General features: G+C 70.4%; 12 protein-coding genes. 5 read left to right on the top strand and 7 right to left on the bottom strand.

The features are described 5' to 3' along the window. Window positions 1-5: 5 nt before the first annotated feature. Entirely contained in the window at window positions 6-1,058 is a 1,053-nt protein-coding gene (locus ACWEPG_RS16940; protein ID WP_450114368.1) for a DUF4192 domain-containing protein, read from the bottom strand. A gap of 106 nt (window positions 1,059-1,164) precedes the next feature. Beyond that, on the bottom strand, window positions 1,165-1,899 hold the full coding sequence (locus ACWEPG_RS16945; RefSeq protein ID WP_450114367.1) for a sensor domain-containing protein: 735 nt from the start codon (window positions 1,897-1,899) through the stop codon (window positions 1,165-1,167). Window positions 1,900-2,142: 243 nt separating this feature from the next. On the opposite strand from ACWEPG_RS16945, the gene ACWEPG_RS16950 reads away from it, so the two are divergent. From ACWEPG_RS16950 to ACWEPG_RS16965, 4 genes are all read left to right on the top strand, one after another. Further along, window positions 2,143-3,105: a proteasome assembly chaperone family protein gene (locus ACWEPG_RS16950; RefSeq protein ID WP_450114366.1), complete on the top strand. Its 963-nt coding sequence runs from the start codon at window positions 2,143-2,145 to the stop codon at window positions 3,103-3,105. Between the two features lie 130 nt (window positions 3,106-3,235). Beyond that, a complete protein-coding gene (locus ACWEPG_RS16955; protein WP_450114365.1) occupies window positions 3,236-4,273 on the top strand; it encodes an alpha/beta fold hydrolase in 1,038 nt (345 codons plus the stop codon). A 43-nt stretch (window positions 4,274-4,316) separates the two neighbouring features. After that, window positions 4,317-6,821 carry a DEAD/DEAH box helicase gene (locus ACWEPG_RS16960; RefSeq protein WP_450114364.1) on the top strand — a complete coding sequence of 835 codons (2,505 nt, stop codon included), beginning with the start codon at window positions 4,317-4,319 and terminating at the stop codon, window positions 6,819-6,821. Between the two features lie 35 nt (window positions 6,822-6,856). Continuing rightward, window positions 6,857-8,275, top strand: coding sequence for a cytochrome P450 (locus ACWEPG_RS16965; RefSeq protein WP_452594836.1), 1,419 nt, complete (start codon window positions 6,857-6,859; stop codon window positions 8,273-8,275). A gap of 11 nt (window positions 8,276-8,286) precedes the next feature. On the opposite strand, the gene ACWEPG_RS16970 is transcribed toward ACWEPG_RS16965, so the two are convergent. From ACWEPG_RS16970 to ACWEPG_RS16980, 3 genes are all read right to left on the bottom strand, one after another. Next, a complete protein-coding gene (locus ACWEPG_RS16970) occupies window positions 8,287-8,925 on the bottom strand; it encodes a LysM peptidoglycan-binding domain-containing protein (RefSeq protein WP_450114362.1) in 639 nt (212 codons plus the stop codon). 166 nt (window positions 8,926-9,091) lie between these two features. Next, on the bottom strand, window positions 9,092-9,871 hold the full coding sequence (locus tag ACWEPG_RS16975) for a hypothetical protein (protein WP_450114361.1): 780 nt from the start codon (window positions 9,869-9,871) through the stop codon (window positions 9,092-9,094). A 132-nt stretch (window positions 9,872-10,003) separates the two neighbouring features. Next, window positions 10,004-10,438, bottom strand: coding sequence for a DUF5997 family protein (locus tag ACWEPG_RS16980; RefSeq protein WP_450114360.1), 435 nt, complete (start codon window positions 10,436-10,438; stop codon window positions 10,004-10,006). Between the two features lie 54 nt (window positions 10,439-10,492). Between ACWEPG_RS16980 and ACWEPG_RS16985 the strand changes: the two genes are divergently transcribed. After that, window positions 10,493-11,248, top strand: coding sequence for a LysR substrate-binding domain-containing protein (locus ACWEPG_RS16985; RefSeq protein WP_450114359.1), 756 nt, complete (start codon window positions 10,493-10,495; stop codon window positions 11,246-11,248). A 59-nt stretch (window positions 11,249-11,307) separates the two neighbouring features. Here ACWEPG_RS16985 and ACWEPG_RS16990 read toward each other — a convergent pair whose 3' ends face one another. Then, window positions 11,308-12,486 (bottom strand): acetyl-CoA C-acyltransferase, encoded by a 1,179-nt coding sequence (locus ACWEPG_RS16990; protein ID WP_450114358.1) that lies wholly within the window; start codon window positions 12,484-12,486, stop codon window positions 11,308-11,310. Window positions 12,487-12,721: 235 nt separating this feature from the next. Further along, window positions 12,722-13,651, bottom strand: a complete 930-nt coding sequence (locus ACWEPG_RS16995; RefSeq protein ID WP_450114357.1) for a LysR substrate-binding domain-containing protein — start codon at window positions 13,649-13,651, stop codon at window positions 12,722-12,724. Window positions 13,652-13,766 lie beyond the last annotated feature (115 nt).

Genomic DNA, 13,766 nt, shown 5'->3' on the forward strand with positions numbered 1-13,766 from the left:
CGCGCTCACGCGGCCGGCGGCAGGGTCACGCCGAGGGTCCGGGCGACGTCGCGGCCGGTCCGGGCGAGGTCGACGATCACGTCCGGACGAATACCGCCGTGCAGGGCGTCGTCGAGGAGCCCGGCGAGGCGATGCCCGGGGTCGGCGTCGAGGGCGGCGGTGAGGGCCACCCCGGCGAGTGGTCCGTCACCGCGGGCGTAGGCGCTGAACCCGAGCAGCGCGGCCGGTTCGGCGCGGGCGGGCCCGGACAGTGCCCGGGCCATGACGATCCATGCCCGTTCGGCGGCATCGGCGAGTTCGGTGATCGCGAGCGCGAGCACCGAGTCGCGCACGGCCGGTGCCTCCAGAGCGACGGCGATCGCGGCGACCCCCTCGTCGGAGAGGGCTCCGTCGGAGGAGGCGATGCGCGCGAGCACGTCTTCGAGCGCGGAGCGGACGGACCGCGGCCGCGCCCGCGACGTCGGATGCCGGGCCAATGCGAGGAGGCGTGCGACGCGGTCCCGGTCCGCGCGCGGGCGCGGCTCGAGGATTCGTTCGAGTTCGAGCCGCGACGCGCGAATCGGGCGGCCGCGGATCACCTGGGCCACGGCCACCGCCGATGCGGTCGGGTCGGGAACGGTGCCGTGGCGCGGATCTCCGAGCAGACCCCACCACTGCGCACCGGTTTCGATGCCGGTGACCGCGTGAGCGCCGGCCAGCGCGACGCCGACCTCGGCGAGGGACGCGGAGAGGAGGTCGACGAGGGCGTGGTGCAGGTCGTGGATCGGACCGTCGCCGTGCGCTCGGTCGTCGACGACCACGACGATCACGGAGGCGGCGCCGGCTCGTTCGCACAGCGCCGCGAGACGGTCCACGGACAGGCGGTCGCAGTTCGAGGCGGTGCCCGCGAGGTCGTGTCGCATCACGGCCTGCACCGTCGCCGGGACACCTCCCAGGCAGATCACCACGAGGGAGCGGTGCGGCCGGAAGCCGAGCAGCGCGGGGACGGCGGCGATCAGGTCTGCGGGGTCGCTGAGGTGAACCCGTCCGTGCGGACTGTTCGGGTACATGGTTGCCATGCACGAACCGTCCCCGACGGCCGCGACGCCAACCGGTCCGCGATGGCCGAATTCGCCCGGCCTGTGGACGGATTCGCGTGCCGTCCCCAATCCCGCGCGCGCGGCTTTACTTCGCGGCCGCGTTGACCTTCTGGACCGCCTCGGTGAACAGCAGGTCGAGCGTCGCCGAATCGGGGGCGCCGTCCCCGAACGACATGTAGGTGGCGGAGATCCGAACGTCGTCGACCTGAGCGAAGAGCCGCAGCATCGACTGGGTCACCGACTGGTCGGCATTGCCGGAGGAGACGGTCTGCCGCAGGGCGAGGGTGTCGTCGGCGTTCAGCGGCGGGGCGGGCAGCACGACGGTGGTGACCTTCGCGGACGCCCCGTTCTTCGTGGTGGTCACCTCGAGACACCGGTCGATCTCGGCGGCGCGGTCCGACAGGGGCGCGTCGACGCGGGTCAGCTCGATGGAGATGGTGGCCCGGGCGGCGTTGTCGGTGCCGACGACAAGGGCGGTGGCGTCGGGACCGAAGTTCTGCGGCGGAGGCTTGCAGCCGGCAGGGTCCACCTTCGCACCGGCGGGGATCCCGTCGAGGTCGGCGGCGGCCTGCTCGACCGCCTGTTCCGGCAGCACGATCGCCTGGTACGGCTGCGGAAAGTTCTCGGGCGTCAAGAGCATCGACGACAGCGGCGCCGCGATCCGATCGGTCGACGCGCCGCCGGCCTTCGGGGCGGCGGTGCCTCCGGAGACGACGGCGGCTCCCCCGACCGGTTCCGCAACCCCCGAGACGTTCGACGAGCACCCGGCGACGGCGAGGGTGACGGCGGCGGCTCCGGCCACCAGGATTCGGCGTGTCACGACAAGGTCCTCTCGGCGATCGCGGGCGTGTGCCCCAACTCTGCCAGCTCGACGACCGGTCGCCGCCGAAGGCCACGGCGCGTCCGCCGACAGCGAACACCGAAACCGGCAACGAACAGGGAATGATGTGCCCGCCCGTCACGTTGATCGAGGCGAGTGTGGGCGCGAGACCCGGGGGTGACGCGCCCCGCCGACCGGTAAGGGACACTGGTCGACAACGAAGACGCGAAGGGGTTGTGAACGATGGACGAGCAGTCGGGCATGTACGAGCTGGAGTTCCCGGCCCCGGTGGTGTCTGCCAACGACGGCCGCGGCCCGGTCCTGGTGCACGGGCTGGAAGGGTTCTCCGACGCCGGTCACGCGGTGAAGCTCGCCACGACCCACCTCCGCGAGAGCCTCGAGACCGAACTCGTCGCCTCGTTCGCCGTGGACGAGCTGATCGACTACCGGTCGCGCCGGCCGACGATGACGTTCAAGTCGAACCACTTCACGGACTACGACGCCCCGGAACTGAATCTCTATGCCGTCAAGGACACCGAGGGCATCCCGTTCCTGCTGCTGGCCGGCATGGAACCGGACCTCAGGTGGGAGCGCTTCACCACCGCGGTGCGGCTGCTGGCCGAACAGCTCGGCGTGCGCCGCACCATCGGGCTGAACGCGATCCCGATGGCGGTCCCGCACACCCGCCCCCTCGGCGTGACTGCGCACTCGGCGAACCCGGACCTGATCGGTGAGAACCAGGGCTGGCCGGGCGACCTGCGCATCCCCGGGAGCGCGTCGTCGCTGCTCGAACTCCGGATGTCCCAGCACGGGCACGAGTCGATGGGGTACTCGGTGCACGTCCCGCACTACCTGGCACAGGCCGACTACCCGGCGGCCGCGGAGACCCTGCTCGAACACGTCGGCGAGGCCGGCGAGCTGACGCTGCCGCTGGCGGCGCTCGGCGAGGCCGCCGCACGGGTCCGAGAGCAGGTCGACGCCCAGGTCACGGGGAACGAAGAGGTCGAGTCCGTGGTGCGCGCGCTGGAACGCCAGTACGACACGTACGTGACCGCGCAGGAACAGCAGTCCAGCCTGCTGGCCACCGACAGCGAACTGCCCAGCGGCGACGAACTCGGTGCCGAGTTCGAGCGCTTCCTCGCCCAACTCGACGGCAACGACGAGGGGCCCGGCCTCGGGGACGGGCCCGGCGGGCGCGACCTGTAAATCCGTTTTACAGTTATCAGGCGCGCAGAGGAGTTCATCTATACGATCGTCCAAATCATCGCTCGGTAGGTCGGCCAACGAAACACCCTGTTGTCAGGGGTACGGAGCCGACGAACGACAGGAGTGACCCATGGGCGGAGACCGAACCCGCGCATTGCGTCCGGTGCCCGACACCGAACCCCGCCTCGCGTTCCGGACCATTCACGGATACCGGCGTGCATTCCGGATGGCCGGCAGCGGGCCGGCGCTGCTCCTGATCCACGGCATCGGTGACAACTCGGCAACGTGGAACGAGGTCATCCCTCACCTGGCGAAGAACTTCACCGTGATCGCGCCGGATCTGCTTGGCCACGGGCGTTCCGACAAGCCGCGCGCCGACTACTCGATCGCCGCGTACGCCAACGGCATGCGGGACCTGCTGACGGTCCTCGGGTTCGACCGGGCGACGGTGGTCGGCCACTCGCTCGGCGGCGGCGTCGCCCTGCAGTTCGCGTACCAGTTCCCGCAGATGATCGAACGCCTCGTGGTGGTCTCCCCGGGCGGCGTCACCAAGGACGTCAACCCGGCACTGCGGTTCGCGGCCCTCCCGATCGCCAACGAGGCGTTGCGCCTGCTGCAGATCCCCGGGGCACTCACGCTGGTCGGGGCGCTCGGCCAGGTGGCGGACCACCTGTATCGGGGACCGTTCAAGGGTGCCGCGCTCTTCCACGACACACCCGACCTGGTCCGGGTGCTGCGCGACCTGCCCGACCCCACCGCCCGGGAGGCGTTCCTGCGCACCCTGCGGGCCGTCGTCGACTGGCGCGGTCAGGTCGTCACCATGCTCGACCGCTGTTACCTGACCGCCGACCTGCCCGTCCAGATCATCTGGGGCGACCGCGACGCCGTCATCCCGGTCAGTCACGCCCACCTCGCACACTCCGCGCTCCCCCACTCCCGCCTGGAGATCTTCCCCGGCAGCGGGCACTTCCCGTTCCACGACGACCCGATCCGGTTCCTGCGCGTGATCGAAGACTTCGTCGCCACCACCCGGCCGATGGAATTCGACCACGACAGGTGGAGGCAGATGCTCGCGGACGGGGTCGGCGAATCGCAGATCACCGGTCCCAGCGCGACCCGCGAGGCGGTTCTCGACGCGATGGGCGCCGACGAACGCAGCGCCACCTGACACCAGGGCACCCCGGGTCCACCTTCTCGAATAGCCTGTATCGGTGCTGCTCTCCGATCTGGTCCCCGACTCCCCCGATGCCGACTCCCTCTTCGACGCCTTTGCCGGCTGGGCATCGGAGCGCGGGCTGACGCTGTATCCCGCGCAGGAGGAGTCGCTGATCGAGATCGTCTCGGGCGCGAACGTCATCCTGTCCACCCCGACCGGGTCGGGCAAGTCGATGGTCGCGATCGGTGCGCACTTCGCCGCGCTCGCGGACGGCAGGCGCACCTTCTACACCGCGCCGATCAAGGCTCTGGTGAGCGAGAAGTTCTTCGCGCTGTGCGAAGTGTTCGGCGCCGAGAACGTCGGCATGATGACCGGCGACGCGTCGGTGAACTCGTCGGCGCCGATCGTGTGCGCGACCGCGGAGATCGTCGCGAACCTGGCGCTGCGGCAGGGCGCGGACTCGGACATCGGCCAGGTCGTGATGGACGAGTTCCATTACTACTCCGAACCGGACCGTGGCTGGGCGTGGCAGGTGCCGCTGATCGAACTGCCGAACGCCCAGTTCCTGCTGATGTCCGCGACCCTCGGCGACGTGTCGTTCTTCTCGGATGACCTCACCCGCCGTACCGGCCGGCCCACCACGGTGGTCGGGGGCACCGAAAGGCCGGTGCCGCTGACCTTCTCGTACGCGAGGACACCGATCGGCGAGACGATCGAGGAACTGGTCACCACGCACCAGGCGCCGGTGTACGTCGTGCACTTCACGCAGGCCGCCGCCCTCGAACGCGCGCAGGCGTTGACGAGCGTCAACATGTGCAGCAAGGAGGAGAAGGCCGCGATCGCCGACGCGATCGGCGGATTCCGGTTCACCACCGGCTTCGGCAAGACGCTGTCCCGGCTGGTGCGGCACGGCATCGGCGTGCACCACGCGGGCATGCTGCCGAAGTACCGGCGCCTGATCGAACGGCTCGCGCAGGACGGCCTGCTCAAGGTCATCTGCGGCACCGACACCCTCGGCGTCGGCATCAACGTCCCGATCCGCACCGTCCTGATGACCGGGCTGACGAAGTTCGACGGCACCCGCACCCGGCACCTGCGTGCGCGCGAGTTCCATCAGATCGCCGGCCGCGCCGGCCGCGCCGGGTTCGACACCATGGGCACCGTCGTGGTTCAGGCGCCCGAGCACGAGATCGAGAACCACCGCCTCGTTCTCAAGGCCGGTGACGATCCGAAGAAGCTCAAGAAGATTCAGCGCAAGAAGCCGCCGGAGGGCTTCGTCTCGTGGGGTGAGCCGACGTTCGAACGTCTCGTCGCCGCCGCCCCGGAGCAGCTCACCTCCCGGTTCCGGGTGTCGAACTCGATGCTGCTCAACGTGATCGCCCGGCCCGGCAACTGTTTCACCGCGATGCGACACCTGCTCGAGGACAACCACGAGGCGCGGCCGCAGCAGCGCAAGCACATCCGTCGCGCGATCGCCCTCTACCGCGGCCTGCTGCAGGCCGGGATCGTCGAGCAGTTGGACGAGCCGGACGAGAACGGCTCGTGGGCGCGGCTGACCGTCGACCTGCAGCGCGACTTCGCGCTCAACCAGCCGCTGTCGCCGTTCGCGCTCGCGGCCATCGAACTGCTCGACGTCGACGCCGTCACCTACGCCCTCGACGTGGTGTCGGTGATCGAGTCCACCCTCGACGACCCGCGGCAGATCCTGATGGCGCAGCAGCACGCCGCCCGCGGTGAGGCCGTGCAGCAGATGAAGGCCGACGGCATCGAGTACGAGGAGCGGATGGAACTCCTCGAGGACATCACCTGGCCGAAGCCGCTCGAGGAGCTGCTGTACCCGGCGTTCGAGACGTACCGGGGCGGGCACCCGTGGGTGTCGGAGTTCGCGCTGTCCCCGAAGTCGGTGGTGCGGGACATGATCGAGAAGACCATGACGTTCGCCGAACTCGTCAGCCACTACGGCCTCGCCCGGTCCGAGGGCCTGGTGCTGCGCTACCTCGCCGACGCGTACCGCGCTCTGCGGCAGACGGTTCCCGACTCCGCGCGCACCGAGGAGTTCGAGGACATCGTCGAGTGGCTCGGCGAGCTGATCCGCCAGGTCGACTCGTCGCTGCTCGACGAGTGGGAGCAGCTCACCAACCCTGGTGTCGAGTCCGACGACCAGCAGGTCGCGTTCGGCGCAGACATCCCGCGCCCGGTCACGGCCAACGTCCGCGCGTTCACCGTCATGGTCCGCAATGCGATGTTCAAGCGAGTGGAGCTGGCGTCCCGGCACCGATGGGACCTGCTGGCCGAGCTGGGTGACGGGCTCGAGGAGCAGGACTGGTCGGAGCTGATGGAGCTGTACTTCGACGAGTACGACGAGATCGGCACCGGACCCGACGCCCGCGGCCCGCAGCTGTTCACGGTGTCACGGGAGGCGGAACTGTGGCGCGTGCGGCAGACCCTCGCCGACCCGAACGGCGACCACGGCTGGGCACTGGTCGGCGAGGTCAACCTCGCCGAATCCGACGCCGCGGGCGAGGTCGTCTTCGACGAGTTCGAAGTGATCGAGGGGTGAGCGGAGTTTCGCTCCACACGAAGAGGGGGAATGTCATGTCGGGGGTTCTGCGACCACCACACCCGCCCCGGCGGGTACCGATTCTCGGTGACGTGCTCGGGCTCGACCCGGTACGGCCGATGCAGAAGACCGCGCGGATGCTCGACCGGCTGGGGCCGATCTACCAGCGCCGCATCCTGGGGTTGCGTCTGACGTTCGTCGGCGGCGCGGACCTCGCGGCCGAGGTGAACGACGATGCCGTGTGGCAGAAGGCGGTCGCGCGACCGCTGCAGCTGCTGCGCCCCATCGTCGCGGACGGGTTGTTCACCGCCTACAACGACGAACCCAACTGGGCGAAGGCGCACGCGATCCTCGCACCGGCGTTCACCCAGTCGGCGATGCGGTCGTACCACGACACGATGGTCGAGGTCGTCGACGAGATGTGCGCGGCATGGGACTCGGCCCCCGGTGAGCTCGACGTGGCGGCCGAGATGACGAAACTGACACTCGAGACGATCGGCCGCTGCGGGTTCGGTTACCGCTTCGGCTCGTTCGACCGCGCCGACCTCGACCCGTTCATCCGGGCGATGATCAGTGCGCTCGGGTACGTGCAGAAGCAGGGTGTCCCCGTGCCCGGACGTGCCCTGTACGACCGCGTCACGGGCCGCGCTCGCGACCACCGCGGCAACATCGAGCACATGTTCACGGTCGTCGACGATGTCGTCGCGGACCGGCATGCCCGTCCCCACGACGAGCCACTCGACCTGCTCGACCTGATGCTCGCCACCCGGGACCCGGAGACCGGCGAGCGCCTCGACGCCGTCAACGTGCGCAACCAGATCCTCACGTTCCTCGTCGCCGGACACGAAACCAGCTCGTCCGCATTGGCTTTCGCGCTGTACCTGCTCGCGCGGCATCCGGAGGAGGCGCCTCGGGCGCGCGCGGAGGTCGACGCGTTGTGGGCTGCGCCGATGTCGGCGCCGTGCATCCCCGTCCGGTTCGAGGAGGTGGCGAAGCTCCGGGCCGTCCGCCGGGTTCTCGACGAGACGCTGCGGCTGTGGCCGACGGCTCCCGGGTACTTCCGGGAAGCCAAGCAGGACACCGTCCTCGGCGGCCGCTACCCCTTCGAGAAGGGGCAGATGCTGATGGTGGTGTTGCAGCGGGTCCACCGCGATCCGGCGGTGTGGGGTGACGACGCCGGCGAGTTCCGGCCGGACCGGTTCCTGCCGGAGCAGGTCCGCGCGCGGCCCGGCCACGGGTACAAGCCGTTCGGCACCGGAATCCGGGCATGCATCGGCAGGCAGTTCGCATACCACGAAATGATTCTCGCGCTCGCCACCATCCTGCACCGCTACGAATTCACGGCCGACCCCGCCTACACGCTCGACGTGCGCGAACAGCTGACGTTCAAGCCGGAGGGGTTCCGGATGGCGGTCACCCGCCGCGTGGGATCGAAGTCCGCACACGCTCGGTGAGGGGCGTTCCGTCAGTTCGTCGACGGGAAGAAGAGGACCTGCCCGACGCGGATCAGGTTCGGGTCGGGAATCAGATTCGCGGCCGCGACGAGGGCCACCTTGGTGTCGAGGTCTCCGGGACCGTACGTTTCCAGCGCGAGTTGCGACAGGGTGTCACCAGCGACCACGGTGTGCCGTCCGTTCAGCCGAGGCTGGATCAGCACGGTCCCCAGGGGTGGTTCGTCCTCGAGGTGATTGGCGATGGAGATGATCGGCCACAGATTCGCCTCGCCGTACCAGCGAAGCGCCAGGTCCTGGAGCGTCTCGCCGGCGACCAGAGTGTGGTGCCCGACATCACCCAGGTCGGGGATGAGCAGCCACTCGCCCACCCTGATGTCCCTCTGCGCGGCGTGATTGGCGATCTCGATCACGCCGCGCATGGCGGTGTCGTGGGAGAACTTCGCGGCCAGCCCGGATTTGGTGTCACCGGCCACCACCCGGTGCCGGTAGGTGACATACGGGACAACGAGCTCCTGGCCGACCAGGATCAGGTCGGGGTCCGGCAGGTGGTTGGCCACCGCGATCACCCGGAACAGCCGAGCATCGCCGTAGTACCTCTCGGCCAGCGTCGAGAGCGTGTCTCCCTGGACTACCTCGTGCTTCGCCATCATGGCGGATCCTTCCGCGTCGGGAAGCCGTCCCGCCCGGGCGGACCGGCCGAGGTGACCGGTTCGGGCGGTGCTTCGCTTCGTGTGCGCCCATCAGCAGGACCGACGCTAGGTCGCGCTCGACGGTCTGACACGAGTAGCGGACTACCCGACTGCGCATGCGACCCGATCAGTTCGGGCCGTAGTCGCCCTTGGGTCCGTAGTCACCCTTCGGTCCGTAGTCGCCCTTCGGGCCGTAGTTGCCGCTCGGCCCGTAGTCGCCCTGCGGACCGTAGCCGCCGCTCGGGCCGATCTCGTCGTCGGCCTCGGGCGCGGGTGCGGGTGCGGCAGGACTCTGGGTCTGGGTCGGCTGCGTCGGCGCCTCGGTCACGACGGGTGCGGCGGACTGCTGTCGCGGCGCCGGCTGTGCCGCGACGGGTTCGGGCTCCGGTTCCGGGGTCGCGGCGGTGGTCGGGACGAGTCCGGGCAGCGCGCCGGCGATCACCAGGTCGGCGGCGAAGTCCGTGCCGGACTGCGCGCCCTGGACGACTGCGGAGTCGCCGACCTCGAGATCACCGAGGGTGTCGCCCTTCAGTGTGATGATGCGCGTCGTGCCCGTGGTGCCGACGGTGACCTTGGTGCCGTCCGCGGCCTTGAGGACGAAGGTGTTGCCCGCGATCGTGTCGACGGTGCCGGACGCCGCGAGGAACTGTCCGGGTCCCGGTACCGGCGCGGCAGCGGTGGTCGTCGGGACGACGGTGGTTGCCGCGACCGGCGTCGCGGTCTCGGTGTCCGACCCGTTCGAGCCCACGAGGTAACCCGCGAACGCGCCGATCACCAGGGCGGCGACGGAGGCTCCGGCGGCGATCGCCTTCCCACGTCGCCCCGAGCCGGCGCCCGGTTCGGGGGTCGACGAGGGAACCTGGGCCGGATCCACACGCGGGATGATGACGGTTGGATCCGAACTCATGTCATGCGGGTTCGACACGCGTGGCGCTCCTCATCAGCAGTGGTGACGTCCAAACCAGGCGTGTCCGGGTGCTCCCCCGGACACCGATCAGCCCATCGCGTTCGCGTCGCCACGCGTTACGCGGTGCCGCCTTCAGTCCTGCGGGTGCAGGATCGGCTTGGCATTGCGTTGCTTGCGGTTCGACGCCTCCCGCTGCGCCACCTGCTGCTCGCGAATCCGCTTCTCGTCCTTGCGGACCTCGACCAGGTTCGCGCGCTCGGCGACGAGCCAGTCCGGCTGGTCACCGAGCAGGGCATCGATCTGCTCGGTGGTCAGGGCCTCGGTGACGCCGCCACGGGCGAGCCCGGCGATCGAGACGCCGAGCTTGGCGGCGACCACGTTCTTCGGGTGTGGGCCGTTGGCGCGCAGGTCCTGCAGCCACTGCGGCGGGTTGGTGCGCAGTTCCGCAAGCTGCTCCCGGGACACGGCACCCTCCCGGAAGTCGGCGGGGGTGGCCTCGAGGTACACGTCCAGCTTCTTCGCGGCGGTGGCCGGCTTCATCGTCTGGGGTGTCTTCTGCGCACTCATGGCTCCAGCCTATCGAGCGCCGTCACGACCGCGGCGGCCCGGTAGCCTGGCGGAATGACCGAGCCCGCCGCACCCACTCCGTTCCGGCTCGCGTACGTGCCCGGCGTCACCCCGGCCAAGTGGGTGCGCATCTGGGGCGAACGCCTGCCCGACGTCCCTCTGGAGCTGGTGACCGTGACCGCCGCCGAGGCCCCGGACCTGCTGCGTTCGGGCGGCGCGGACGCCGGGCTGGTGCGTCTGCCGGTCGATCGCGACGGACTGAGCGTGATCGCTCTCTACGAGGAGACCCCGGTGGTCGTCGTGCCGAAGGACCATGTGATCACCGCCGCCGACGAGGTCTCCGCGGTGGATCTGGCCGATGAGATCCTGCTGCACCCGCACGACGATGCGCTCGAGTGGCCGACCCGGCCGGGCACCGCCGCGCAGCACCGTCCCGACACGACGGCCGAGGGTGTCGAACTCGTCGCGGCCGGTGTCGGCGTGCTGGTGGTGCCGCAGTCCCTGGCGCGCCTGCATCATCGCAAAGACCTGACCTACCGGACCGTCACCGACGCCCCGGTCTCCCCAGTCGCCCTGGCCTGGCCTGCCGACCGGACCACCGAGCTCGTCGAGGAGTTCGTCGGCATCGTGCGTGGGCGCAGCGCCAACTCGTCTCGCGGCCGCGGCACCGACGAACCGGCACCCAAACGCACCGCGTCGCAGAAGGCGGCCGCCAAACGAGCGGCCCGTGTCGAGGCGGGCAAGGTGCCGGTCCAGCGAAACACCAAGGGCGGCAAGGGAAAGCCCGCCGCCAAACGCGGCAGGCGCTGACGCGCCTGTGCGCGCTCGCGGTAGGGAGCCACCACGAGCGCGACAGGCAGCGCAGCTGCTTACACGGACAGGATCATGGCGATACCCTGACCGCCACCGCCGCACAGTGCGGCCGCGCCCTTGCCGCCACCGGCCGCCTTGAGCGAATGCGCCAGGGACAGGGCGATTCGCGCGCCGGACATACCGACCGGGTGTCCGACCGCGATCGCGCCGCCGTGGATGTTGACCTTGTCGGCGTCGACACCGAGCTGGCGCATCGACGCGATGGAGACACCCGCGAACGCCTCGTTGATCTCGAACAGGTCCAGATCGGCGACGGTGGTCTCGCCGTCGCGCTTGAGCGCGGCCTCGATCGCGTTGGCGGGCTGGTGCAGCAAAGAGGTGTCCGGGCCGGCGACCAGCGCATGCGCGCGGATCTCGGCGAGCCACTCGATGCCGCGGGCCTCGGCGAGGTCCTTGCGCATCACGACCACCGCGGCCGCGCCGTCGGACAGCTGCGAGGAGGCGCCGGCGGTGATGGTGCCGTCCTTCGCGAACGCCGGACGCAGCTTGCCGAGCGAGTCGACGGTGGTCTCGGCGCGGATGCCCTCGTCGACGGCGACCGTGACGGTGCCCTTGCGGGAGGCGATCTCCACCGGGGCGATCTCCGCCGCAAACGCGCCGGACTCCGTCGCCTCCGCCGCGAGACGGTGCGAGCGGGCCGCGAACTCGTCCTGCTCGGCACGGGAGATGTTCTCCGACGCCTGGTAGCGCTCGGTGGACGCACCCATGGAGATGCCGTCGAACGCGCAGGTCAGCGCGTCCCGGTCGAGCGCGTCCTCGAAGCCGGTGGAGCCGTACTTGAGGCCCTGCCGGGCGCCGCGCACCAGGTACGGGGCGTTCGTCATCGACTCCATGCCGCCGGCCACGACGACGTCGGCGGCTCCGGTCGCGATCAACCGGTCGGCCTGCATGATCGCCTCGAGCCCGGACAGGCAGAGGTTGTTGACGGTGGTCGCGGGCACGGTCATCGGCAGCCCCGCCGCGACCGCCGCCTGACGCGCCGGGTTCGGGCCGACCCCGGCCTGGACGACGGTGCCCATGACCACGGCGTCGACGCCGTCGGTCCCGACGCCTGCGCGCTCGATCGCGGCGGCGATCGCCCGCCCGCCGAGGTCCGCCGCCGTCAACGACGCCAACGCGCCCGACAGCTTGCCGATCGGGGTCCGGGCCCCCGCCACGATGACACTGGTGCTCACGCCTGTCTCTCCTTCAACTGTCGGGTCGTGACGCCGTCGCCCTGACGCGACGGACGTCCTGATCGGTGGCCTGCGGGCCCGGGTACGGGAGGTCGCAGGTCGTGTTCGACGATCTTCCCACCCGGATTCTTCGCCACCGCGCGCAGGACCGCTCGTCCGGCCACTCCCCGACCCCGGGGGTCGGCGTCGGCGGAGCACTCGGCGCGGCCCGGCGGGAACCGGACGAGCGGCCGGCTCACGGACGCAGGGCCACACCGGCGGGAGCGACGGAACGGACGATGTCGGCGAGCCGGCTGTAAGCCTCCACGCGTGTGCTCGACGCCCGGAACACCAGCCCGATCGTGCGGCCCGGCACGGGCGCGGCGAACCGCGCGGTGGCGAGGTCCCCACGCGCGGTCTCCACCTCGACCGCCGATTCGGGCACCAGAGTCACTCCGAGACCGCCGGCGACGCACTGCACGACGGTGGTCAGCGACGTGGCGCGGGTGTCACCGGCAATCGGGTGCGCATTCACCGAGCGGCACAGGTCGAGGGTCTGGTCCCGCAGGCAGTGCCCCTCGTCGAGCAGCAGCAAGGCCAGCTCGTCGAGGACTCCGGGCGCGAGGTCCATGCGCCCCGCCAACCGGTGACCTCGGGGCACCACGACGACGAAATCCTCGTCGTACAAGGGTATTTCAACCACCCCGGAGGCCTCCGACGGCAACGCGAGCATTGCCACGTCCAGCACGCCGCCGCGCAGCGCCTCCAGCAGCCGCGCGGTTTGGTCCTCGACGACCTGCGGGGTGACGGCGGGAAGCTCATTGCTCAGCGCGGGCAGCAACGCCGGAAGCACATAGGGCGCGACGGTGGGGATCAGCCCGATTCGCAACGGACCGGACAGGGCGTGGCCGACTCCGGCAGCCGTGGCGACGAATCCGTCGGCGGCGTCGAGGATCTGCTTGGCCTGAGGCAGCAGGGCCGCGCCCGCGGCGGTGACGAGCACGCGGCGGGTACTGCGCTCGATCAGCTGCACACCGAGGCCGGACTCCAGCGCGGCGAGCGCCTGCGACAGTGTGGGCTGACTCACGCCGAGGCGGGTTGCCGCAGTGCCGAAGTGGCGATATTCGGCGACCGCGACGAACGCGCGCAGCTGCGCAAGGGTGGGCTGATAGGTCTGATCGGACACGCCTATCAGTGTACCGAAACCTATCGCCATTACCTCTCGGACGGCTTCGCGCCGCCGCCGGCACCCGGGACGCGTTCCTCCAGGCCGAGGGCGCCGGCGAAGCACGACTGGGACG

Source organism: Rhodococcus sp. NPDC004095, assembly GCF_053604015.1.

What these genes read in the sequence shown, in the direction of transcription:
- ACWEPG_RS16940 (WP_450114368.1), bottom strand. Translation starts at nt 1,058, where the DNA reads ATGGCAACCATGTACCCGAACAGTCCGCACGGACGGGTTCACCTCAGC.
- ACWEPG_RS16950 (WP_450114366.1), top strand. Translation starts at nt 2,143, where the DNA reads ATGGACGAGCAGTCGGGCATGTACGAGCTGGAGTTCCCGGCCCCGGTG.
- ACWEPG_RS16955 (WP_450114365.1), top strand. Translation starts at nt 3,236, where the DNA reads ATGGGCGGAGACCGAACCCGCGCATTGCGTCCGGTGCCCGACACCGAA.
- ACWEPG_RS16965 (WP_452594836.1), top strand. Translation starts at nt 6,857, where the DNA reads ATGTCGGGGGTTCTGCGACCACCACACCCGCCCCGGCGGGTACCGATT.
- ACWEPG_RS16970 (WP_450114362.1), bottom strand. Translation starts at nt 8,925, where the DNA reads ATGATGGCGAAGCACGAGGTAGTCCAGGGAGACACGCTCTCGACGCTG.
- ACWEPG_RS16975 (WP_450114361.1), bottom strand. Translation starts at nt 9,871, where the DNA reads ATGAGTTCGGATCCAACCGTCATCATCCCGCGTGTGGATCCGGCCCAG.
- ACWEPG_RS16980 (WP_450114360.1), bottom strand. Translation starts at nt 10,438, where the DNA reads ATGAGTGCGCAGAAGACACCCCAGACGATGAAGCCGGCCACCGCCGCG.
- ACWEPG_RS16985 (WP_450114359.1), top strand. Translation starts at nt 10,493, where the DNA reads ATGACCGAGCCCGCCGCACCCACTCCGTTCCGGCTCGCGTACGTGCCC.